This window comes from Leifsonia sp. EB41, from assembly GCF_041262565.1.
Classification (GTDB): Bacteria; Actinomycetota; Actinomycetes; order Actinomycetales; family Microbacteriaceae; genus Leifsonia.
The window spans coordinates 130,760-153,235 of the sequence record NZ_JBGCCJ010000001.1; the positions used below are offsets into that span (position 1 = coordinate 130,760).

The following is a 22,476-nucleotide window of genomic DNA, read 5'->3' on the forward strand; positions in this document are numbered from 1 at the left end:
CCTTCACCACAGCGCCCGAAAGGAACACCACCGATGTCCCAGTTGACGACCATCATCGCCGCGGCCGCCGCGGAGACCCACGTCGACCTGCCCATGCCCACCTGGGCCTACGGCACGATCGCGATCGTCACCTTCCTGGTCCTGCTCGGTGTCATGTTCAGCTTCCGCGACGTGGCCAACCGCCACGCCCACCGCTCGGCGCCCGACGCCGCGTCGCACGCCGCAGCCCCCGGCGCCACCCACCACGGCACCGGTCACCCGACCCAGGGGCACTGAGGCCTCACCGACGCCCACACATGGAGCTGACCGAGAAGAGCCGTCCACGCATCGGCGTGATGGGCGGCACGTTCGATCCGATCCATCACGGCCACCTGGTCGCCGCGAGCGAGGTCGCGCAGTCGTTCGACCTCGACGAGGTGGTCTTCGTGCCCACCGGTCAGCCGTGGCAGAAGGGCGAGGTCACGACCGCCGAGCACCGCTATCTGATGACGGTGATCGCGACGGCCTCCAACCCGCGGTTCACCGTCAGCCGGGTGGACGTCGACCGCGTAGGGCCCACCTACACGATCGACACCCTCCGCGATCTGCGTCGGGAGCGACCGGACGCGGAGTTCTTCTTCATCACCGGCGCCGACGCCATCGCGCAGATCCTGAGCTGGCGTGATTTCGACGAGCTCTGGAAGCTCGCGCACTTCGTTGCTGTGAGTCGCCCGGGACACGACCTCAATATTTCTGGATTGCCGAAACAGGACGTAAGCTTGTTGGAAGTTCCGGCCCTGGCGATCTCGTCCACCGACTGCCGGAGCCGGGTGAGCAGGGGATTCCCCGTCTGGTACCTCGTCCCCGACGGGGTGGTCCAGTACATCTCCAAACATCACTTGTATCGGAGCGTGGAATGACGTCATGGCCTGAACAGCCAGCGGAAGCGAGCCAGCCGCCGCAGACACGGCGACAGGCCAGAGAGAGTGAGCGTACGGCGGCTCGTCAAGCGTCGCGCCGTGCGGGCACCTCCGAGGCGACCCCGGCGGGGGAGATCCCCGAGACGTCGTCGACCCCCGGCACCGACGCTCAGCCCGCGGACGAGGAGCAGGCTCCCGCCATCCCCGCCTCGGCGTTCGCCGAGCCCGGCGTCTCGTCGGGCGGCAGCTTCGACAACCTCCTGTTCAGCGCCCCGAATCGTCCGGCAGCGGACCCCAGCGCCGACGCGTCGTCGTTCGACCTGTTCCGGCAGGCGCCGGACCCGGCCAAGCCCGAGCCTGTCACCCAGCCGATGTCCGTGCTGCCGGGGGCCGCTCCCGTACGCGCGACGTCGCAGCAGATGACCACGGCGCCGTCGACCGCTTCGGACGACGAGTCCGACCCGACCGGCGAGCGCACGCTCACCCGTCGCGAACTGCGGGCGATGCTGCAGGCGCAGGCCGCGAACCAGGCGAACCACTCGCCGGCCATCGCCGAGCCGATCGTCCCCGTGACGTTCACCGATGAGGCGGCCCCGGTCTCCGCGGCGCAGCAGACGGACGCCGCGGTGACGTCCTCTCCGACGTCCGTCTTCACCGGCTTCGGGTCGCAGGCCGCAGCCGCTCCGGCTGCCGCAGCAGCGCCCGCCGAGGCAGAGGACGTCTCCGCCCAGGAGCGCCGTCCCTTCACCCCGCCGACCGGTCACTGGTCGACGGCGGCCGAGCTGGAGGACGGCTCCGAGCCGATCACCTCCCGCAACGTCGGCCATTCGACCGCGGCCACCACGACCAACGCGCTCATCCTCCCGTCGCTGCCGCAGGCGGACGCGACCGGCCCGCTGACCAGCACCGGCGAAATCCTCGTCACCGGCTCGATCGACCTCCCGCGCACGCTCGGAGCGACCGGCGCGCACGACCGCATCGACTCCTCGGACATCGACCGACTCCTCGATAGCGAGGAGAACGAGTTCAACACCTCCGAGGTCGCGCCGGTGCGCGCATCGCGTGCGATCAGCACGCACACGTCGACGCGCGGCGTGATCGCGCCGCCGAAGAAGCGCGGCAACGCCCTCCCCGTCGTTCTCATGGTGACCGCGGGTGTTCTCGCCGTCGGCGTGATCGGCCTGCTGATCGCGGCGTACGTGCTGCACGTCTTCTGATGACCCGCGAACACCTCTGCTCGACCCGCACTCTTTCGAAGGACTCTTTGTGACCGCAACCCCGCACGCCCGGGAAATCCTCCAGCTCGCGGCCGAGGCCGCCGACTCGAAGGGCGGCGTCGATCTGGTGGCGCTCGACGTCTCCGGCCCGCTGCCGCTGACGGACGCCTTCCTCCTGGTCTCCGGCTCGGTCGAGCGCAACGTGATCGCGATCGCCGGCGAGGTGGAGGACCGCCTGAACGACGCGGGCGTCCGCACGCTGCGCCGCGAGGGCAAGTCGGAGGGCCGCTGGATCCTCCTCGACTTCGGAGACCTGGTGGTGCACGTCTTCCACGAGGAGGACCGGATGTACTACGCCCTCGAGCGCCTCTGGAAGGACTGCCCGGTCCTCCCGCTCGAGCTGCCCGTCCACAGCGCGGAGTAGCCACCTGCGCTCACACGCCCGGGCTGCACGGCCGATTTACGTTGCGCAGCACGGGTGTAGTACGCTTGATGAGTTGCCCGGGGGAGCCCGGTCAACGCGAACAAACTGAATACGGGTCTGTGGCGCAGCTGGTAGCGCACCTGCATGGCATGCAGGGGGTCAGGGGTTCGAGTCCCCTCAGATCCACTTCTGGAAGGCCGACTTCCGCGTGATCACGCGAAAGTCGGCCTTTTTGTTTTCCGGCCGCGCCGCCTCATTCTCACGCTGTCAGGCTCAAGTCACGGCGTACGACAACGCGGGCAGGTGAGTCCCGGGCCCGTCAGACGTCGCGGAGCGTCTGCGACGGCAGCACCCCGTAGGCCGCGCGGTAGCGGCTAGAGAACCGGCCCTGGTTGAAGAATCCCCAGGCCGCGCTGACCTGCGCCACGGTCGTCGTGCCGGGGACGCTGGCCACGAGCTCGCGATGGGCTCCGTCCAGCCTGGCCCGGACCAGGTAGGCGCCGGGGCTCGTGCTGAGGTGGTCGCTGAACCCTCGATTAAGAGTCCGGACGCTCGCCCCGACGGCCGCCGCGATGTCGGGCACCGTGATCGGTTGCTGAGCGTTCTGGTCGATGAAGTCGACGGCGCGCCGGATGATGGCCGGCGGCACGGGCAGCGCGGGCTGGTCGAGAGCGTCCCGGAACTGATGGGCGGTGGCCAGGAGCAGGCCCGTCATGAGCGCACTCGTCAGCTGTGCGATGAACAGCCGGTTGCCGGCGAGTCCGTCCGAGCTCTCGAGCGAGGCGAACAGCAGCCGGGCCAGTCGGGCCCATTCCGCGCCGCGGCCGGAGCGGAGGTCCATCAGGTACGGGAATCGGATCTCGCCGACCGGGTCGGTGCCGAGCATCCGGCTGAGCTCGGTCTCCAGCATGGTCCGGGTGAACTTGAGATGGGCGAGCCGGTCGTCCGGCGTGTCCCATCCGGTGGCTTTGAGCTCGCCGACGGGCCCGATGACGGCGGCCGCATCGGGTGACGCGATGAACTCGTCGGCGCCGATGTGGAGTTCGAGCGGTCCGCGCGTCGGCAGGCTGACGCCGTAGGAGCCCTCCAGGCCTCCGAACTCGACCGTCACGCCCGTGCCGAAGCCCACCAGCCCCAGGGTGGCGGATCCGAGCTGGGCGCCGGTCGCCACGTAGGAGAAGCCGGCCGCTCTCCCGGCGGGGAGGATGCGGTGACCGTAGAACATCCGCGATCCGACCTCGACGGCCTCGTCCAGGTCCGTCGTCGAGAAGGTCGGGAGGTGGCTACCGACCGCCACGGGAGTCCATCACGATCATGGCTCCATGCTGGGCGCAGGAGGCGCCGATGAGCTGGAGCTCGCTGGGGAACGATTCCATGCCACCAGTATGCCTCGCCGACCGGTTGCAGGCCCCGCTCACTCGGCCGCGACGGGCGGCACCCGGCGCGCGCCCGTGTGCCGGGACGGCGCCTTCTCCCGTCGCCGTCCGAACACGATCACCGCGACGAGGGCCGCCACGTACGTCGCCACCGCCGCGATGCCCAGCGGAGTCCTGGCCGCGAGCGCGATCGTCCCGGCGACCGGGATGACGCCGACGAAGCTGCCCACCGACGAGACCACGTACGGCAACGGGTCCGCTGTCGCGTTGGCGTCGCCCTTCAGGTGCAGCGTCGTGACGCCGCCCTTCGTGGTGATCTCCGTGATCCGGTGGGTGATGAGGCCCGTGCCGCCGTCCTGCCGCGGGACCGTCACGATGTCCCCCTTCGAGACCGCCGTCGCGGGGACCGTGCGGTAGAAGATCAGCGATCCGACCGGCAGCGTCGGCTCCATCGATCCGGAGATCACGACGACCGGGCGCAGGCCGAACACCGCGCAGACGGCGACCGTCACGATCGCGATCACGCCGAGGATGGCCGAGAACGTGAGCAGGGCGGAGCCGAGCCAGTGCCACAGCGAGCGACGGGGACGCTCACGACGTCGAGGCGCCATCGAACTCCACCTCCAATGCGGTCGCACCGAAGTTGTAGGCGACGGTGGCCGACGTGTCCGGGTAGTACAGACTGATCGCGAGGTCGTGCCGGCTGCCGGCGTTCCCGGCCGCCCACGTGCTCCCGTCGCTGAGCGCGGGCCCTCCGCGCGGTGCGAGCCGGCCGATCACGCCCGAGGCGTTCGCCACGGGGACGCCCTGGGTGGGGTCCGTCGCGCTGCCGCCCACCAGGACCTGCCCGGTCGTCGTGTCCACGACGGTGACGAGGATGAACCAGGTGATGTTGGGGCTGCTGCCCGATTCGCCGTACCCGTCCGGATCCGACGGCTTGACGGCGACCGTCACGGCCGCGGCGAGGTCGGGGGAGTTGTTCGCGACGCCGAGGTTCATCGTGATCGTGCGGCCGGGGACGAAACTGTCGTCCCCGGGGATCGGCACCGTAACGCCCTGGCCCGGGAGCGCCTGGGCGACCTGCTCGCCGGGGAGGACGGAGACGATGTCGAAGGGCTCGGAGCCGACGCCGTCCGGGCCGATGTTCAGCATGGACGCGTCCGTGAAGGCGCTCATGGTCTGTCCGGCCGTGAGCAGCGTGGCGGTCACCACCAGCGTGCCGGCGGCGACGGTGGCCAGAGCGATCCGTCTCCTCGTCGTCTTCCTGTGCTTCATCACGCCCCCGGTGGAATCATGGTCGTCAGCCCCTGGACAGCGTTCGTCGGGGCGGTGTTCGCCGCCCAGCTGTTGATGATGGACGAGTACGTGTTGTTGTTCCCGCCCGCGGTCCCTCCGCCCCAATTGACGTAGGAGCCGTCGGCGTTCAACGCCGTGCCGGAGTAGCCGAATGCGCCGATCGCGGTGACCGTGCTGCCGAGCGGGAGGATCTGCGCGGGGGCGACGATGTTCGTCGTCGACGGTGTTCCGAGGGTCGGGTCCGGCCCCCGGCCGAACGAATAGCGGCCGAACATGTAGACCTGACCGGATTGGCCGAGCACCTGCACGTAGTCCTGGCTGGGTGCGACCGCTTCGACGGGATCGTTGTTCGGCATGGTCAGCGCCAATGGCTGGGCGCTGACGGCACCCGAGACGTACGGCCGACCGGTGCCCTGGTTGCTCGCGTCGCCCCAGGTCACCAGGTGACCGCCGTCCAACACGAGCTGGTTGCCGAAGTAGTGGCCGGTGAGAGACCTGATCGTGCAGGTGTCGGCGGCCGAGCCCATGACGACGCCGACGGTGTCGCACCCGGACTGCGCGAACGGCGACAGGTTCGTCGATCGGAACGGGGCGTTGCGGTTCGTGCCCAGGTTGTCCCCGGACGGGTCGGACGCGTAGGACGATCCCGCGTTCGCCCAGCCCCACCAGAACACACCCGTGGTCGAGTCGTTGACATCGAAGTCGCCGCGGATCGCCCAGCCGTTCCACATCCCGGCGCCGATGCTGTGCACGCCCGACATGATCAGCGACGGCGTCGGCGAGGACGCGGTCGGCGTGCCCTGGCCGGTGATCCCGCGGCCCTGCGGATTGCCCCAGGTGTAGAGGTCTCCAGTGCTGGTGAGCGCCATGAAGACGCCGGACGACGAGCGCAGGTCCACGACGGCGCCGGGGATGGAGACCGGACCGGGCTGCGTGTACGGGATCGGCGAGCTCGGCCTGCCCATCACATTGTTCGTGCTGCTGCCGCCCCAGGTGTAGACCACGCCGTCGTCGGACAGTGCGGCCAGCCCGGTGTAGTTGATGTCGGTGGGGTAGTAGTCGTCGAGGCTCGTCCCCGCGACCCGCACGATGTAGCGGTGATTCGCTCCGGTGTAGCCGTCGTTGGGGAGGATGACGGGTGTCGGCGGCGCGGTCGACGGGACGGTCAGCGTCCCGTTCCCGGCGAGCCCGTTGCCGCGGAAGCCCCACACCCAGAGCGTGCCGTCGTCCTGGAGCGCGGTCGCGGTGTTGGCGAGATAGGTGTTCGTCGGCGTCATCCGCGTCGACGCGGTGAGCAGCGGCGACTGGTCCGCCGAGGTCTGCGCCTGAGCGGTGTCCCGGTAGGCGGCGGCCGTGGTCGGCACGAGGGCGAGTGTGGCGAACGCGACGGCGACGAGGCCGGCGAGACGGCTGACGCGAGGTCCTGTGCGTGTCCGCACCGGACGTCTCCGTTCCGCTGGACCGTTCGATGGGCGCTTCATAGCTGTTCACCGGCCTTTCGACGGCGGAGTCGGAGCAGGACGCCCGCGACGATGAGTGCGAGCGGGACGCCGACGCCGATCACCGTGAGCCCGGTGTCGGCGAGCGGAGGAGTCGGGGCCGGGGCGGCCTCCATCGAGCTCAGCCGGAGTGTGAACTGTGCGCTCAGCCCCAGGTACTCGTTGCCCGCGGCCGAGCTGAGGACCACGTCGCCCGAGACGGTCGTGACGCCTCCGCCCGCGACGGTCCCGAGTGGTACGGCGTCGCCTCCGATCAGCCGGCGCAGCGGGGTCTGCGGGATCACGGTCACTCCGTCGACCCGCACGCTGACCTGCAGCGCGTCGTCGATCCCGGAGGCGCCGCCGGTGACGTCCAGCACCGCGAGGGAGACCGTCGACGGGGAGGACGCGGGGTTCTGCACCGTGGTCGACCACTCGCTCTGGTGGCCCGGCCCCGGCATCTGCACGGTCACGAGCTGCGTGGCCCCTGGTTGCCCGGCGGCCGGCACGGCGGCGGCCGGCAGCGCGCCGGACAGGCTGAGCAGCGCGACGGCGGCGACGATGACGGCCCGCCTCACGAGGTGCTCCCGTCGAAGCGGACGCCGAGCACGAGGGTCCGGTTGAAGACGTAGGGGTTCCCGATCGCGTGCGGCACGGACACCTGAACCTCGATGGTCTTGGGCACCGACTGGGTCCAGCCCGTGACGAACGGCGGGGACGCGTTGATCGCGGCGGAGGTGGACGCGGTCGCGACAGGCGTCCCGTCGACCGTGATCGTGTAGAGCGCGTAGTCGTACGGGTCGGCGCCTGGACCTGTCCCGCCGGGGTCGCTCGGCCTGCTGCCGGGGTAGGCGTTGTAGAGCGTGATCCGGACAGGTCCGGTGGCCGGGGTCGTCGTGACGACCTGCATGTCCACCGTCGCGGCCGACGCGAGCGTGATGGCACCGCTTCCCGAGCTGTCGAGCGCGAACGGCGTGGGATTGCCCTCCTGGACAGCCCCTGCCGAGTCGAGGAACGCGATGTTGTAGCCGCCTCCGATTGCGCCGTTCGTCCCGAGCTGGGGAACCGACTGATCGGTGAACGCGGCGGAGGTGGTGCCGATCGCCGAGGCGCAGAGGACGACGCTGAGGCCCAGGAGGCCGGTCGCGGCCACCGCGCCGCGGCGGGGTCGGGTGGCCGTCGAGCGGACCCGCCGCCCGGTCACAGGCTCGCCCCCGTGAACATGAGCTGGATGGGGGTCGTCGAGCCGTTCACCGACGCCGGCGCGTCGGCCGGGAGGGTGACCTCGACGTCCAGCACCCGATCGCCGCCGGGCGCTGTGGCCCCGGTGAGCGGGATGTCCGCCGCCCCGGTGGGCGGTACTGCGGCCGCGTACACGTGGCCTCCTTCGGAGATGGTGAAGCGCAGCTCGGGGAACAGCGTGTTGGGGGACGCCGGGTCGACCAGGTGGACGCTGATCGCTCCGGCGAGTCGCGGACTGTTGTTGCGGACGGCCACCCGGGCCTGGACGGCCGAACCGGGTTCGAGCACAGTGGCCGGCAGCGCGACCACGACCGGGTCGGGGCGGCCCTGCTGCCATTCGGCGGCGGTCGGCGCCCAGCCGGGCAGGTCGCTGCCCGCCACCTGCAGATCGAAGGTGTTGTCGGTTCCGTCCAGTGCGACGGTGACGTCGGTCCAGTTCACGGTGCTGGCGGCGGTGACGGCGATCGCCGAGGCGACGCAGACTCCCACCAGCGACAGTGCAGGACGACGCCACCGACGCGCCGGCATGGTGGATGAGGGCATCAGGTCAGGGAGTCGAGGTGCCGTTGAACTGAGCCTGGATGTATGCCTTGGATCCGTTCAGGTCGTTGTCGGTGTAGGTGGACCCCGACTCCGCCTGGGTGAGCAGCCGCACCTCGATCGTGACATCCGACTGCTCGCCGGCGGCCAGGCCGTTGAGCGCGAGCGTGCTGAGCTGGGCGTACGTCTGGTCGGTCACACTGATCGGCGTCGCCCCCAGGGAGGTCGCCGGCTGCGTGATCGTGAACCGCAGGCTGGCCAGGTAGTTCGGATCGGTGATGTCCGTGGCGGTGTCCGGGAGCTGCATGAGTCCGAGCGACAGCGTCGAGTTCAGCGTCGCCGAGGCGTTCCTGACCGGGATGTCGACGGAGATCGGCGTGCTCCCGGGGAAGAGCGTGTTCGCTCCGACCAGCTCGATCGGCGCGCCGGCCGGGGTGTCGGCCTCCTGCCACGAGCCGGGGATCTGCGCTCCGGTGACGGGGTCCGTGTCGACCACCTGGATGTTGTACTGATCGGCGCCGATCCCGTTCGCCCCGAGGTTCAGGTTCGCGAAATCGGTGAAGGCGGCGGCCGTGACCCCGGCCGCGATGGCGACGACGGCGCCGAGGCCGATCACCGCCTTGGTTCTCCTGGACATTCCGCGCTTCTCGGGCGCGGCGGCTTGCTGCGTCATTGCTCTCCCTTGGTGTGTCTCGGACGGCCTCGCGGTCGTCAGGGACGTGACGGTAGCACCGCGTCTTTTCGGTGCTCCGGCGCGGAAATACGGGATTCTTCGGGGATGGGACGGGCCGCGATCACCAGCGGGAGGCGCGGGAATCGTCTGGGCTTTCACCCTCGCGAGCCCGGGCGTGTCGGCGGCATACCGCGTGCCCTCGCCTCGCCGGAAAGCGGCCATCGCTTAGGATTCACCCATTCCGTTCTCTTCGAACCGCACCGGGGGATCCGCATGACCGACCTGCCTCGCCGTCAGCAGCGTGCCCGCGGGCCCGCGCCGGTGCGGCACGGCAGGCTGCCGCGGCGGAGGCTGGTCGCGTCCGTCCTCAAGCTGCTCGCGGGCGTCGTCGCGGTGGTCGTGGTCAGCAGCTTCTCGGTGGCGGCGTACGCGGTGTGGGATGTCGCGCGCTCGGTGAAGCACGGCGTCACCCTCGTCACGCTGCCCGGGCACACGGCAATCCCGCAGGACATCCCGAATGTGGGGGCCATCCCGGGCGGCGTGAACCTGCTGCTGGCGGGCACCGACACCCGCAGCGGTCTCGGCGGTGTCTACAACTCCGCCGCGGAGCAGGACGCCAGCACAGGCGAGGGCAACAACGACGTCACGATGCTGCTGCACATCGCGCAGGACCACAAGAGCATGATGGTGGTCAGCTTCCCGCGCGACCTCATGGTGCGCATCCCGACCTGCCCGACACCGGACGGCAAGGACACGGTGAGCGGGTCGTCCTACGCGCAGTTCAACACCACGCTGTCGCGCGGCGGGCTCGCCTGCGTGGTGCTGACGGTCGAGAAGCTCACCGGTGTGACCATCCCGTTCGGAGCGGTGATCAACTTCGACGGCGTGAGCGCGATGTCCACGGCCGTCGGCGGCGTGACGGTCTGCCTGGCGACGAAGGTGAAGGACAACTACACCAACCCGCCGCTCAACCTCCCGGCGGGGGAGAGCACGCTCGTAGGGGACCAGGCGCTCTCGTTCCTGCGCAGCCGGCACGGCGTCGGAGACGGCAGCGACCTCGGCCGCATCTCCAACCAGCAGGTCTTCCTCTCCGCGCTCGCGCGCAAGATCGTCAGCGGGGGAGTGCTCGGCAACCCGGTGCAGCTCTACGCGCTCGCCAAGGCCGCCGTGCAGAACGTCACGCCGTCCGAGACGCTCACCAACCCGACGACGCTGGTGGAGATCGCGCTCGCGCTCAAGGACACCGGGCTGCAGAACATGGTCTTCCTGCAGTATCCGGCCGTGTCCGATCCGCAGAACGTCAACCGCGTCATCCCGGACGAGGAGGCCTCCACCGCGGTGAACAACGCGCTGGTCAACGACCAGCCGGTGACCCTGACCGGCTCGACCGGGCGCGCTGCGGAGGACCCGAGCGCGACGGCGACGCCGACGCCCACCGCGACGGAGACTCCGGCCGCGCCGGCCGCGCCTGCGACGCCGACCGGCACCGGGACGCCCGCGCCGACGAACTCGTCCGGCTCGGTCGATCTGCCCTCCAATGTCACCGGTCAGACGGCCGCGCAGCAGACCTGCACGAAGGGCAACAACTAGTCACACGGTCGGCGGCGTGACCAGGAAGTGCCAGCCGATCCACCACCAGAACAGCAGGATGGTGACCCGCGCCGCCCGGTCGGCCATCACGCGGTCGAGGAGGCTGCCGAGCGGGGCGATCCGGTCGGGGCGGCGCCGGGACTGGACGACGAGCGCCACGATCAGGAGGCCGCACAGCACGAAGCCGCCGATGGTGACCCACCTCATGACCGCCTCCCGTTCATGACCGCCTCCCGTTCATGCCGGCCTCCCGCGCTGAAGCAGCGCGTACCCGCCGAGCAGCCAGCACGCGACCAGCAGCACCCGCGCCGGCGGCCAGGCCAGCAGCGGGTCGATCAGGTCGGAGAGCGCCGGGTAGGCGGTCGTGCTCCCCGAGAGGTCGCGGCCGAGGAAGAACACGCCGATCTCCCACACGCAACCGGCGACGATGACGATCGACCACAGGACGGCCGCGCGGCGCAGGGCCGATCCGGGCGGCCCGGAGTCCGCTCGGGCTCGGTCGGCCCAGGCCACCGGCAGCAGCAGCACGCCGAGCCCGACGACGATCGCCGTGTCCGCCGGGCTGTAGAGCGGGGTGAAGCCGAGAGTCAGGGAGGCGACCGCGATCAGCGTCCCGGCGAGGACGCGGCGGGAGACGGTGTCACGGCCCGCGGGCATCCGGAGCGGGACGCGCAGCCATCCGAGCGCGTCGAGCGTGAGCACCACCGCACCGGAGACGTAGATCGCGGCGTCCACGGGCGCTCCGCGCACGGCGTGGAAGACGGCCGTGATCACGAGCACGCCGATCCAGCCGACCTGCATGATCGCGGTCGGGGTCGGTCGGCGCCGGCCGGAGGATCGCTCGGAGTGCGACAGCTCTGACACGAGGCAAACCGTACGCCCGGCGCGCGTGCTTGCGCGATCAGCACGCCGGGACGTTGAATGAGCACATGGCCACCGAGAAGATGACGTCCCTGCAGCTGCGTGTGCTGCTGATCGCGATCCTGGCCAGCTTCGTCGCGTTCCTCGACGGGGCCGTCATCAACGTGGCGCTGCCCGCGATCGACCGGGAGCTCGGCGGCGGCCTGCCGCTGCAGCAGTGGGTGGTCGACGCCTACCTGGTCACGCTCGGCTCGTTGATCCTGATCGCCGGGTCGCTCTCGGACGTGTTCGGGCGCAAGCGCATCCTGTACGTCGGGCTGATCGGGTTCGGGATCACGTCGCTGCTGTGCGCGTTCGCGCCGACCGGGGTGTTCCTGGTGCTGTCGCGGGCCCTCCAGGGTGTGGCGGGGGCGTTGCTCGTCCCCTCCTCGCTGGCCATCATCATCTCCCGGTTCGAGGGGCCCGCCCAGGCCAAGGCGATCGGGCGCTGGACGGCGTGGACCGGCATCGCCATGATCGCGGGCCCCGTGGTCGGCGGGTTCTTCGTCGACGCGCTGTCCTGGCGCTGGGTGTTCGTCATCAACGTGGTCCCGATCGCGGTGACGCTCGTGCTGATGTGGACGCTCGGCGACACCGACAAGGGGATGGGCGGCCGCGTCGACATCATCGGTGCGGTGCTCGGGTCGGTCGGTCTGGCCGGGACGGTGTTCGCGCTGATCGAGCAGGGCACCTACGGCTGGGGGAGCCCGCGGGTCTGGATCCCGTTCGTGGTCGGAGTGCTGTCGCTCGTCGCCTTCTTCATCGTCGAGACGCGGGTGAAGCAGCCGATGCTGCCGCTCGGCCTGTTCTCGGTGCACAACTTCTGGGTGGGCAACCTGGCCACGGCGTTCGTCTACGGCGCGCTGTCCTTCGGGCCGCTCATGGTGACGCTGTTCCTGCAGCAGGTCGCCGGGTTCTCGGCGTTCGTCGCGGGCTTCGTGTTCATCCCGTCGACGCTCTGCATGCTGCTGCTGTCCAGCTACTTCGGCGGCCTGGCCGGGAAGTACGGCCCCCGGTTCTTCATGGCCGCAGGCCCGATCGTCGCCTCGGCCGGCTTCCTCTGGCTGCTGATGGTCGGGACCGACGTGAACTACTGGTTCGAGCTGCTGCCCGCTGTCCTGCTGTTCGGCGTCGGGCTCTCGATGACGGTCGCGCCGCTGACCAGCGCGATCCTCGGCTCCATCCACCCGGGCCAGGCGGGCATCGGCTCCGCGGTCAACAACGCGGTCGCCCGCATCGCCGGCCTGTTGACGGTCGCGATGGCCGGTTTCGTGATCGGCGAGAAGCTGGACGTGGACGGGATGCACCGGGCGATGCTCGCGACGGCGGGCCTGCTCATCGTCGGCGGCGTGGTGTCGGCCATCGGCATCCGCAACCACGAGCCGGCCGCCGCGCCGATCGCGGTCGCGGCGGAGAAGCCTCCCGCTATCCCGAAGTGATCGACTGGCCGGCCAGGGCCAGCATCGCCACGTCGACGAGCGCGCAGGTCATGATGAGCTGCATGAGCAGCCGGGTCGGGCTGCGCCGCAGCAGCAGCACGACGCCCGCGACGACCGCCGCCAGCCCGATCACGAGGCCGACGAGGAGCAGCGGGCGCACCGGGAACCCGGGGCCGAATGTGATCAGCACGGTCGCCACCCCGAGGCAGCCGAACGCCAGCAGGCCACTGGCCCGCGCGCCGAGGCGGTGCGGAAGGCCGCGGATGCCGGTGCGGGCGTCGTCGGCGAGGTCGGGCAGCACGTTGGTGACGTGCGCCGCGACGCCGAGCAGCGCGCCGGCCGCGAGGACCCAGGGCGCCGGCCACGCCGGCTGCTCCTGACCGAGAGTCGCGATGGCGGGCAGGAGCCCGAAGCTCACCGCGAACGGGACGAAGGAGGCGGCGGTCGACTTGAGCCCCAGGTTGTACGCCCAGCCGCCCGAAATCGCGACCGCGTGCGCGATCAGCGCGCCGGCGCCGAGGAAGGCGGTGACGGCCAGGGAGAGGGCGAGCGCGACGAACGCTGACGCGCGCACGAGGCCGAGCGGGACGTCGCCGCGGGCCGCGGGCTTGTCCGCCCGCGCGACCTCCCGGTCCCTGGTGGCGTCGAGCCAGTCGTTGGACCAGCCGATCGAGAGCTGGCCGAGCAGGATCGCGAGCGCCAGGACGGCGAGCCGTCCGGGCGGGTAGCCGAGGCCGACGCCGAGGCCGACGGCGACGACCGTCACCACCGCGGTGGGCCCGGGGTGGCTGGCGAGCAGCAGCGAGATCGGCTTGGACGCCATTCCGCCATCGTAGGGCGCGTCACTGCGGGAGAGCGACGGCATGGCCGGGACTCGCGACAGGAGCACCAGTGCAAGCGATTTGCGTTGATCTGCAAGAGTTTGCGTACACTATCCCCATGTCGAAACGTCTGGCGGAAGTGGCGCGCAAGGTCGGAGTGAGCGAGGCGACGGTGAGCCGCGTGCTCAACGACAAGCCGGGCGTCTCCGACGCGACCCGGCAGGCGGTGCTGACCGCACTGGACGTGCTCGGCTACGAACGTCCGAGCAAGCTGCGCGGGGAGCGGGCGCGCCTGGTCGGGCTGGTGCTTCCCGAGCTGCAGAACCCGATCTTCCCGGCCTTCGCCGAGATCATCGGCGGCGCGCTCGCACAGAACGGCTACACCCCGGTGCTCTGCATGCAGACGGCAGGTGGCATCTCCGAGGCCGACTACGTCGAGCTGCTGCTGCAGCAGCAGGTGTCCGGCGTCATCTTCGTCGGCGGCGCCTACGCACAGCAGGACGCGTCGCACGAGCACTACTCGCGGCTCACCGAGCTGCACCTCCCGACGGTGCTGGTCAACGCGCCGGTCGACGCGCTGCACTTCGCCACGGTCTCCTGCGACGACTCCGTGGCCACGGCGCAAGCTCTCGGCCACCTGCGCTCGCTCGGCCACGAGCGGATCGGGCTGTTGCTCGGGCCGCGCGACCACGTCCCGTCGCAGCGCAAGCTCGCCGCCGCCCGGCGCATCTTCGCCGAGACCGGCCACGAGCTCGACGAGGAGCTGGTGGTGCATTCGCTGTACTCGCTGGAGGCGGGACAGGCGGCGGCCGCCCGGCTCCTGAAGGCCGGGGTGACGGCGATCGTGTGCGCGAGTGACCCGATGGCGCTCGGCGCGATCCGCGCCGTCCGGCGGGCCGGGCTGAGCGTGCCGCGCGACGTGTCGATCGTGGGCTACGACGACTCCGCGCTGATGAACAGCACGGAGCCTCCGCTGACCACCATCCGGCAGCCGATCGAGCCGATGGGCCGAACCGTCATCGAGCTCCTGCTCCGCCAGATCTCGAGCGACTCCGCCCTGCGCGACGAGCTGCTGTTCGAGCCGGAGCTGGTCGTGCGCGGGTCGACCGGACCGGCTGCGCACACGGTCTCGTAGCGCAATTCAGCGCAAAAGTACGCAAACAAATTACGTTCTGTTGAGTTCTTGCGTCATTCTGTCGCTATAGCTACATTCGGTGAGCAACGCGGCCCGCCCGGGCCGACTTCCGAAGCGAAGGGCTCACTGTGGACCTCTCCGTGCTGGCCGCGACGGCTGCGCATCCCTCACCGCCGGCCGACGATCCGGCGTGGTGGCGCAGCGCGGTCATCTACCAGATCTACCCGCGGAGCTTCGCCGACGGGAACGGGGACGGCGTCGGCGACCTGGCCGGAGTGCGGCAGCACCTCGGTTACCTGCGCGACCTCGGGGTCGACGCGATCTGGTTCACTCCCTGGTACGACTCGCCCCTCGCCGACGGAGGCTACGATGTCGCGGACTACCGCCGGATCAACCCCGCGTTCGGCGACCTGGCCGAGGCGGAGGCGCTGATCCGGGAGGCGCTGGAGCTCGGCATCCGCACCATCATCGACATCGTCCCCAACCACGTCTCCGACCGGCACCCGTGGTTCCAGGCGGCGCTGGCGGCCGGCCCCGGCTCGCCCGAGCGCGAGCGGTTCTGGTTCCGGCCCGGCCGCGGCGAGCGCGGCGACGGGCTGCCGACCGGCTGGGTGTCGAACTTCTCCGGCGACACCTGGACCCGCACGGCGAATCCCGACGGCACGCCGGGGGAGTGGTACCTGCACCTGTTCAGCCAGCAGCAGCCCGACCTCAACTGGAACCACCCGGACGTCCGGCGCGAGCACGAGGACATCCTGCGGTTCTGGTTCGACCGCGGCGTCGCCGGCGTCCGGATCGACTCGGCCGCCCTCCTGGTCAAGGATGCGGCGTTGCCGGAGGTGCCGGAGGCGCCCGGCCCTGGCGAGCACCCGAACCAGGACCGCGACGAGCTGCACGACATCTACCGCGGCTGGCGGGAGCTCGCCGACTCCTACGAGGGCACGCGGGTGCTCGTGGGGGAGCTCTGGCTGCCCGATATCGACCGGTTCGCGAAGTACCTGCGTCCGGACGAGCTGCACACGGCCTTCAACTTCGACTTCCTCGCCCGGCCGTGGGACGCCGACGAGCTGCGGGCGTCCATCGACCAGACCCTGGCGGCGCACGCTCCGGTCGGCGCGCCGAGCACCTGGGTGCTCTCCAACCACGACGTGACCAGGCCGGTGACCCGCTACGGGCGGGAGGACAGCTCCTTCGCCTTCGCGACGAAGCGCAGCGGGACCCCCACCGATCTCGAGCTCGGCCGTCGCCGCTCCCGCGCGGCCGCCCTCCTGACCGCCGCGCTGCCCGGCTCGCTGTACCTGTACCAGGGCGACGAGCTCGGCCTCCCCGAGGTGGAAGACCTGCCCGCCGACCGCATCGAGGACCCGATGCACTTCCGCTCCGGCGGCGTCGATCCAGGGCGGGACGGCTGCCGCGTGCCGCTGCCCTGGCGCGGTACGGCCGCTCCGTTCGGCTTCAGCCCGGACGGCGCGAGCGCAGAGCCGTGGCTCCCGCAGCCGTCGGGCTGGGCCGCGCTCACGGTCCAGGCGCAGCAGAGCGACCCGGCGTCGATGCTCTGGCTGTACACGCAGGCCCTGCGCATCCGGCGCGCTGAACCCGGCCTCGGCGACGGGCCCCTCACCTGGATCCCGGCGCCGGAGGGCGTGCTCGCGTTCGCCCGCGGCGACGCCTTCCTCAGCGTCACCAACCTCTCGGCGGCCCCGGTCGCGCTGCCCGCGCACGCCGCCATCCTGCTCAGCAGCAGCCCGCTCGACGGCGGGATGCTGCCTCCCGACTCCACGGCGTGGCTTCGAACACAGCACTGAGCCGCCGGAGACACCTCACCACACCCACTGAAAGGACAGTTACGACAATGAAGTCACCAAGGACGATCGCGGCCGTCGCCGCGGTCACCATCGCCGGGGTGGGGCTCCTGGCCGGATGCTCGTCATCCGGCTCGGACTCCAGCGACGGCAAGGTCCACATCACCGTCGCGAGCCTCATCCCCGGCAGCGACAAGGCTGCGTTCAAAGCCTTCGACGACCGGGTCAAGGAGTTCGAGAAGGCCAACCCGAACATCGTGCTCAAGTCCGAGGAGTACCAGTGGACCGGGCCGACGTTCGCGACGCAGCTCGCGGGCGGAACGCTGCCTGACGTGTTCAACGTCCCGTTCACCGACTCGCAGTCGCTGCTGCAGGCCGGCCAGCTCGCCGACATCACCGCCGAGGTGAACAAGCTGCCGTACGCGAGCAAGTTCAACGAGAACGTGCTCGCGGTCGCCAAGAGCGGGGACAAGATCTACGGGATCCCCTACGGCCCGTACGCGATGGGGCTGTCGTACAACCGCGACATCTTCCAGAAGGCCGGGCTGGACCCGAACAAGCCGCCGACGACCTGGGACGAGGTCCGCGCGGACGCCAAGATCATCTCCGAGAAGGTGCCGGGCGTCGCGGGCTACATGCAGATGACGCAGGGCAACACCGGCGGCTGGGAGCTCACCACCACGACGTACGCGCGCGGTGGCCGGATGGAGACCGTCGAGAACGGCAAGACGAAGGTCACCGCCGACAACCCGGTCACCAAGGACGCGCTGCAGTGGCTGCACGACCTGCGCTGGAGCGACAACTCGGTCGGCAGCAACTTCCTGCTCGACTGGAGCGGCATCAACCAGGCGTTCGGCGCGGGCCAGATCGCGATGTACCCGTCGGGCTCCGACGTGCTCACCGCCCTGGTGCAGCAGAACCACGTCGACCCGAAGAGCTACGGCCTCACGATGCTGCCCGTCGACACCAGCGACAAGAACGCGGGCGTGCTCGTCGGGGGCAACGTCGCGGCGGTCAGCCCGAAGTCGTCGCAGGCGCAGAAGGACGCCGCTGTGAAGTGGATCGACTTCTACTACATGCAGAAGCTCCTCAACCAGGACCAGGCCGTCGCCGACGCGAAGGTCCTGGCCAAGTCGGGCCAGCCGGTCGGTGTGCCGACGCTGCCGGTCTTCGACAAGGCCACCTACGACCAGAACATGCAGTGGATCAAGGACGAGGTGAACATCCCGCTCGACAACGTGGCGCCGTTCACCGACAAGATCTTCGACGCCAACCTGGTCCCGGAGCCGAACAAGCACACGCAGGAGCTGTACGGCGCGCTCGACTCGGTCGTGCAGGCCGTGCTGACGGACAAGAACGCGAACATCGACCAGCTCCTCAGCACGGTTGACAGCAACATCCAGAAGCTCGTCGACGCCGACAAGTAACGGCGCCGCCGGGACACCTCACCACGACGCCGGCGGGATGCGCGCACCACGCATCCCGCCGGCACCCCTGCACAGAAAGCCCCCCATGACTGCGATCGACAGACCCAGCTCCGTCCGCCGGAGGAGCCCCCTCACCTGGGTGCGCGGCGGCGGCCTCAGCACCCTGCTCTTCCTGACCCCGATGCTCGTCATCTTCGGCGTCTTCTCCTGGTGGCCCATCGTCCGCAGTGTGGTGATGAGCTTCCAGCACACCAACCTCGTCTCGCCGCCGACCTGGGTGGGCTGGGACAACTTCGTCCAGGTGGTGAACGACCCGCTGTTCTGGACGGCGGTCGGCAACACCGCCTGGTTCGCCCTCCTCGCGCTCATCCTCGGCTACCCGGTGCCGCTGGTCGCGGCCGTGCTGATGAGCGAGGTCAAGCGGGCGAAGGGCCTCTACAGCGCGCTGGCCTACCTGCCGGTGGTGGTGCCGCCGGTGGTCGCCGTGCTGCTCTGGAAGTTCTTCTACGACGCGCGGCCGGACGGCGTGTTCAACACGATCCTCGGCTGGGTCGGCATCCCGCCGCAGCCGTGGATCCAGTCGGCCACGCAGGCCATGCCCTCCCTCGTCGTCGAGGCCACCTGGGCGGCAGCGGGCGGCACCATCATCATCTACCTGGCCGCGATCACCGGCGTCGCTCCCGAGCTCTACGACGCAGCGGAGGTGGACGGCGCCGGGATCTGGCAGAAGATCTGGCACGTCACGCTGCCGCAGCTCCGCGCCGTCCTGCTCATCACCCTCATCCTGCAGATCATCGGCACAGCGCAGGTCTTCCTGGAGCCCTTCCTGTTCACGGGAGGCGGCCCGGTGAACTCGACGGTCACGATCCTGCTGCTGATCTACCGGTACGCGTTCCAGAACTCGCTCGGCGGCGACTACGGCGCCGCGACCGCGCTGAGCCTGATGCTCGCGGCGTTCCTGGCCGTGCTGTCGCTCGTCTACTTCCGTCTCACCAAGTCCTGGAGCCAGAATTGACCACCTCGACCCAGCTCCCGCCCGAAGTCCGGAAGGTCGTCACCGACGTCGTGGAGGACGGCGACCGCATCGAGCCGCGCCGCCGCCGCCCGCGGCGCCGGCGTGGCCAGGACTCCGCAGACCGCGGAATCCTCTCGATCTCCGACCGGCGCAAGCGGGGAGTGCGCTGGGGCAGCAGGAGCGTCAACACCGTTCTGCTGATCGTGCTGCTGATCGTCGGGCTCGGCCCGCTGCTCTGGCTGGCGAAATCGGCGATCACCCCGACCCAGGACACGCTGGCCACGCCGATGGCGCTCTGGCCGCACGGCGTCGACTGGGCCAACCTCTCGACGGCGTGGTCGACGGTGCACATCGACGTGCAGTTCATGAACACGATCTGGGTCGCGGCAGGCTCCTGGGCCATGCAGGTGCTCGTGGCGACGACCGGCGGCTACGCCCTGAGCGTCCTGCGGCCGAAGTACGGCGCGGTGCTCTATGGACTCATTCTCTGCACGCTGTTCGTGCCGTCCGTGGTGCTGCTCGTACCGCTCTACCTGACCATCCTCGACCCGCCGCTGCTCGGCCAGTCGCTGATCAACAGGTTCTGGGCGGTGTGGCTGCCCGCGGGAGCCAGCGCGTTCAACCTCGTGCTGGTGAAGCGGTTCTTCGACAACCTGCCGCGCGAGGTGTTCGAGGCGGCGCGGACCGACGGCGCCGGACCGTTCCGGCTGTTCTGGTCGATCGTGCTGCCGATGTCGAAGCCCATCCTCGGCGTCGTGTCGGTGTTCGCGATCATCGCGGCGTGGAAGGACTACCTCTGGCCGCTGCTCGTGCTGCGCGACCCGGGCATCCAGCCGCTGTCGGTGCGGTTGCCCACGCTGCAGGCGGCGATCGAGCTCGACGTGTACCTGGCGGCGCTGGCGATCTCCACGCTCATCCCGATCGTGCTGTTCCTGGTGTTCCAGGGGCTGTTCCTGCGCTCGGCCGGGCTCGGAGGGGCCGTCAAGGGCTGAGGGTTACCATCGGGTGATGCGCCGCGCCCGAGGGACGACGGCCGCCGCCCTCCTGGTGCTCGCGACGACGCTGCTCGTGTCGACATTGGGTGGATGCGCGGCCAGCGGTTCGGCGCACCCTCGTGAGGCCGCTCCGACCCCGTCGGCCACAGCGTCGGCGACGATCGACCCGGTTCAGGGCTACGCGGACGAGCGCCTCCGGAACCTGACGCTCCGCCAGAAGGTGGCGAGCCTGTTCATGCTGCACGCACCGGGCACCGATCCGGCCGCGCTGCGCCAGTTCGTCGACCGCTACGGGCTGGGCGGCGTCATCCTGATGCCGGACAACATCCCCGCCACGCCTCAGGCGCTGGCGGCCGAGACCGCGGCGACCCGGGCCTCCGATCCCGGCCTGCCCCCGCTACTCGGGATCGACGAGGAGGGCGGCGACGTCACCCGGCTGCCCTGGGACCGCCTGCCCGGCGCCGAGGCGCTGCGCGCGCTCCCGCCGGCGGCGACCCAGCAGGCGTTCGCGCAGCGCGCAGCGCTCCTGAAGCAGGCCGGCGTGAACCTCAACTTCGGGACCATCGCCGATGTGACGGCCGACCCGTACTCGTTCATCGCCGACCGCATCCTCGGGACCGATCCGGCCTCCGCGGCCGCACGCGTCGCCGCGTCGGTGACGGGGGAGCGGGGGACGGTGCTCAGCACGCTCAAGCACTTCCCCGGCCACGGCGAGACGGACGCCGACTCGCACCGCACCGTCCCGACCGCCGCCGCCGACCACGCCCGCTGGGCCGCGCAGGACGCGCCGACCTTCCGCGCGGGCATCGCGGCGGGCGCGGAGGTGGTGATGTTCGGCCACCTCGCCTACAGCGGGGTGGACGCGGCGCCGGCTTCCCTGTCGCCCGCCTGGCACCGGATACTCACGGACGAGCTCGGCTTCCACGGTGTGAGCATCACCGACGACCTCCGGATGCTGCAGGACACCGGCCTGCCGCAGTACCAGGACGCGGGCGCGAACGCGGTCGCCGCCGTTGCGGCGGGCAACACGATGGTCCTGATGATCCAGGGCGCCCAGGACCCGGACGCCCTCATCGACGCGGTCGTCGCCGCTGTGCATTCGGGACGCATCCCGCTCGCGCAGGTGGACAGGGACGCCCGCGCGCTGCTCGTCCTGCGGCTGTCGCTCGCAGCGCGCGGGTGATTTCTCCGGGCGGTCGGAGTCAATACTCGATGAGCCACATCGCGCGGTACTTCGGGAACCGCGGGAAGCTCCAGGTGAAGAACGCCGATCCGCCCGGGTTGGCGGTGTTCGACCGGATTCCGCGGACCGCGGGGACGACCCTCATCAGGATGAGTCCGCCTACGCTGGAGCTGCGTCCGGATTGGAAGGTGCCGCCGATGGGCATCCCGGAGAACGCGAAGCCGGCCTGCTCCTTCCAGCGCAGATTGGGGCTCGCCGTCGTGTGGACGTCCAGCCGCCAGTCGATGCTGCCGGTCAGCGCCTTGGGGTCGGCGAAGCCCCCCCGCCGAAGAGGGTGCCGGCCGGGGTGAAGGTGTTCGAGGCGGAGGTCGACGCGTACTGCCACCGTCCGGTCCAGGTGTCGGTGATCGTCCCGTCGCCCGAGACGGTGCGGGTTCCGGTCGAGGTCGTCGGGGTCAGCGTGTTGTTCGACGACGAGACGCCGAACGGAGCGTTGCGCGCCATGAAGAACAGGCCGTCGTCGAAGGTGACGGTCAAGGTGGTGGTGGCGGGCAGGTACCCGGGCGCGCTGACCGTGATCGTGGTGGAGCCGTTGCGGTCGAGGCCGGTCACGGGGAGGGCGATGAGGGTCGTGCCGCCGGTGGCGACGACGGTCGGGCCGTCGACGATGCCGGGCGTGCCGTACCGGACGGCGACGGTGGCCGGCGGCTTCTCGCCCGGCGCGGGGGTGAGCCGGACCGCGAGCTGTGCGGTGTGACCACTGCCGATCAGGTCCTCCGGGGCCACGAAGGCGATGACGCCGGGGGTCGACGCCGCGTGCGCCGGGGAGGCGGTCGTGAGCGCGATGGCCGGGGCGGCCCATGCGGCCGCGCCGACGATCGTCCGGCGTGTCGGTCGCGAAGCCGGGCTGTCGGGGAAGGGTGTCGACATGGTCGGTTCTCCTCAGAGTCATGTGGCATGAAAGATAACAACACTAGAAATAGTACGGATCGCGAACCGAGGCGCATCCGTCTCCGGGATGAGA

The 22,476-nt window shown here is 70.4% G+C and carries 25 protein-coding genes and 1 tRNA gene; 13 read left to right on the plus strand and 13 right to left on the minus strand.

Annotated features, from left to right (window positions below; translation table 11 throughout):
* Positions 1-33: 33 nt before the first annotated feature.
* The 5 genes from ABH923_RS00630 (at position 34) to ABH923_RS00650 (ending at position 2,726) form a co-directional block, all read left to right on the plus strand.
* Complete coding sequence (locus tag ABH923_RS00630) at positions 34-276, plus strand: hypothetical protein (protein ID WP_370053086.1); 243 nt, start codon at positions 34-36, stop codon at positions 274-276.
* Positions 277-296: 20 nt separating this feature from the next.
* The gene (gene nadD, locus ABH923_RS00635) at positions 297-899 is read left to right on the plus strand and encodes a nicotinate-nucleotide adenylyltransferase (protein WP_370053088.1); all 603 of its coding nucleotides are present in this window, start codon (positions 297-299) and stop codon (positions 897-899) included.
* Complete coding sequence (locus ABH923_RS00640) at positions 896-2,116, plus strand: hypothetical protein (protein ID WP_370053089.1); 1,221 nt, start codon at positions 896-898, stop codon at positions 2,114-2,116. Before nadD ends, ABH923_RS00640 begins: the two co-directional genes overlap by 4 nt.
* A gap of 49 nt (positions 2,117-2,165) precedes the next feature.
* A complete protein-coding gene (gene rsfS, locus ABH923_RS00645; protein WP_370053091.1) occupies positions 2,166-2,540 on the plus strand; it encodes a ribosome silencing factor in 375 nt (124 codons plus the stop codon).
* Between the two features lie 113 nt (positions 2,541-2,653).
* Positions 2,654-2,726 (plus strand) — tRNA-Ala (locus tag ABH923_RS00650).
* 133 nt (positions 2,727-2,859) lie between these two features.
* On the opposite strand, the gene ABH923_RS00655 is transcribed toward ABH923_RS00650, so the two are convergent.
* From ABH923_RS00655 to ABH923_RS00690, 8 genes are all read right to left on the minus strand, one after another.
* Positions 2,860-3,837 carry an AraC family transcriptional regulator gene (locus ABH923_RS00655; protein ID WP_370053093.1) on the minus strand — a complete coding sequence of 326 codons (978 nt, stop codon included), beginning with the start codon at positions 3,835-3,837 and terminating at the stop codon, positions 2,860-2,862.
* A 117-nt stretch (positions 3,838-3,954) separates the two neighbouring features.
* Complete coding sequence (locus ABH923_RS00660; RefSeq protein WP_370053095.1) at positions 3,955-4,527, minus strand: signal peptidase I; 573 nt, start codon at positions 4,525-4,527, stop codon at positions 3,955-3,957.
* Entirely contained in the window at positions 4,508-5,194 is a 687-nt protein-coding gene (locus tag ABH923_RS00665) for a hypothetical protein (protein ID WP_370053097.1), read from the minus strand. The genes ABH923_RS00660 and ABH923_RS00665 overlap by 20 nt, the downstream gene beginning before the upstream one ends.
* The gene (locus ABH923_RS00670; RefSeq protein ID WP_370053099.1) at positions 5,191-6,651 is read right to left on the minus strand and encodes a hypothetical protein; all 1,461 of its coding nucleotides are present in this window, start codon (positions 6,649-6,651) and stop codon (positions 5,191-5,193) included. The genes ABH923_RS00665 and ABH923_RS00670 overlap by 4 nt, the downstream gene beginning before the upstream one ends.
* A 38-nt stretch (positions 6,652-6,689) precedes the next feature.
* Positions 6,690-7,268 (minus strand): hypothetical protein, encoded by a 579-nt coding sequence (locus ABH923_RS00675; RefSeq protein ID WP_370053101.1) that lies wholly within the window; start codon positions 7,266-7,268, stop codon positions 6,690-6,692.
* Positions 7,265-7,894 carry a hypothetical protein gene (locus ABH923_RS00680; RefSeq protein ID WP_370053103.1) on the minus strand — a complete coding sequence of 210 codons (630 nt, stop codon included), beginning with the start codon at positions 7,892-7,894 and terminating at the stop codon, positions 7,265-7,267. Before ABH923_RS00680 ends, ABH923_RS00675 begins: the two co-directional genes overlap by 4 nt.
* The gene (locus ABH923_RS00685) at positions 7,891-8,475 is read right to left on the minus strand and encodes a hypothetical protein (protein WP_370053105.1); all 585 of its coding nucleotides are present in this window, start codon (positions 8,473-8,475) and stop codon (positions 7,891-7,893) included. Before ABH923_RS00685 ends, ABH923_RS00680 begins: the two co-directional genes overlap by 4 nt.
* Before the next feature lie 4 nt (positions 8,476-8,479).
* A complete protein-coding gene (locus tag ABH923_RS00690; RefSeq protein WP_370053107.1) occupies positions 8,480-9,109 on the minus strand; it encodes a hypothetical protein in 630 nt (209 codons plus the stop codon).
* A gap of 309 nt (positions 9,110-9,418) precedes the next feature.
* Between ABH923_RS00690 and ABH923_RS00695 the strand changes: the two genes are divergently transcribed.
* Positions 9,419-10,735, plus strand: coding sequence for an LCP family protein (locus ABH923_RS00695; RefSeq protein ID WP_370053108.1), 1,317 nt, complete (start codon positions 9,419-9,421; stop codon positions 10,733-10,735).
* Here ABH923_RS00695 and ABH923_RS00700 read toward each other — a convergent pair whose 3' ends face one another.
* Both ABH923_RS00700 and ABH923_RS00705 read right to left on the minus strand, forming a co-directional pair.
* Complete coding sequence (locus tag ABH923_RS00700) at positions 10,736-10,942, minus strand: DUF6186 family protein (RefSeq protein WP_370053110.1); 207 nt, start codon at positions 10,940-10,942, stop codon at positions 10,736-10,738.
* Positions 10,943-10,972: 30 nt separating this feature from the next.
* Entirely contained in the window at positions 10,973-11,599 is a 627-nt protein-coding gene (locus ABH923_RS00705; protein WP_370053111.1) for a hypothetical protein, read from the minus strand.
* A gap of 65 nt (positions 11,600-11,664) precedes the next feature.
* Here ABH923_RS00705 and ABH923_RS00710 point away from each other — a divergent pair, with 65 nt between their 5' ends.
* Entirely contained in the window at positions 11,665-13,074 is a 1,410-nt protein-coding gene (locus ABH923_RS00710) for an MFS transporter (RefSeq protein ID WP_370053113.1), read from the plus strand.
* On the opposite strand, the gene ABH923_RS00715 is transcribed toward ABH923_RS00710, so the two are convergent.
* Positions 13,061-13,897: a UbiA family prenyltransferase gene (locus ABH923_RS00715; protein WP_370053115.1), complete on the minus strand. Its 837-nt coding sequence runs from the start codon at positions 13,895-13,897 to the stop codon at positions 13,061-13,063. The genes ABH923_RS00710 and ABH923_RS00715 overlap by 14 nt on opposite strands.
* A 116-nt stretch (positions 13,898-14,013) precedes the next feature.
* Between ABH923_RS00715 and ABH923_RS00720 the strand changes: the two genes are divergently transcribed.
* From ABH923_RS00720 to ABH923_RS00745, 6 genes are all read left to right on the plus strand, one after another.
* Complete coding sequence (locus tag ABH923_RS00720; RefSeq protein WP_370053116.1) at positions 14,014-15,030, plus strand: LacI family DNA-binding transcriptional regulator; 1,017 nt, start codon at positions 14,014-14,016, stop codon at positions 15,028-15,030.
* A gap of 128 nt (positions 15,031-15,158) precedes the next feature.
* Positions 15,159-16,835, plus strand: coding sequence for a glycoside hydrolase family 13 protein (locus ABH923_RS00725; RefSeq protein WP_370053118.1), 1,677 nt, complete (start codon positions 15,159-15,161; stop codon positions 16,833-16,835).
* Between the two features lie 47 nt (positions 16,836-16,882).
* A complete protein-coding gene (locus tag ABH923_RS00730) occupies positions 16,883-18,259 on the plus strand; it encodes an extracellular solute-binding protein (RefSeq protein ID WP_370053120.1) in 1,377 nt (458 codons plus the stop codon).
* A gap of 85 nt (positions 18,260-18,344) precedes the next feature.
* The gene (locus tag ABH923_RS00735; protein ID WP_370053122.1) at positions 18,345-19,274 is read left to right on the plus strand and encodes a carbohydrate ABC transporter permease; all 930 of its coding nucleotides are present in this window, start codon (positions 18,345-18,347) and stop codon (positions 19,272-19,274) included.
* A complete protein-coding gene (locus tag ABH923_RS00740) occupies positions 19,271-20,266 on the plus strand; it encodes a carbohydrate ABC transporter permease (protein WP_370053124.1) in 996 nt (331 codons plus the stop codon). Before ABH923_RS00735 ends, ABH923_RS00740 begins: the two co-directional genes overlap by 4 nt.
* A gap of 16 nt (positions 20,267-20,282) precedes the next feature.
* Positions 20,283-21,452 (plus strand): glycoside hydrolase family 3 N-terminal domain-containing protein, encoded by a 1,170-nt coding sequence (locus ABH923_RS00745; protein WP_370053126.1) that lies wholly within the window; start codon positions 20,283-20,285, stop codon positions 21,450-21,452.
* A gap of 19 nt (positions 21,453-21,471) precedes the next feature.
* Here ABH923_RS00745 and ABH923_RS00750 read toward each other — a convergent pair whose 3' ends face one another.
* Entirely contained in the window at positions 21,472-21,837 is a 366-nt protein-coding gene (locus ABH923_RS00750) for a hypothetical protein (protein WP_370053128.1), read from the minus strand.
* Positions 21,747-22,382, minus strand: coding sequence for a hypothetical protein (locus ABH923_RS00755; protein WP_370053130.1), 636 nt, complete (start codon positions 22,380-22,382; stop codon positions 21,747-21,749). Before ABH923_RS00755 ends, ABH923_RS00750 begins: the two co-directional genes overlap by 91 nt.
* Between the last annotated feature and the right edge of the window lie 94 nt (positions 22,383-22,476).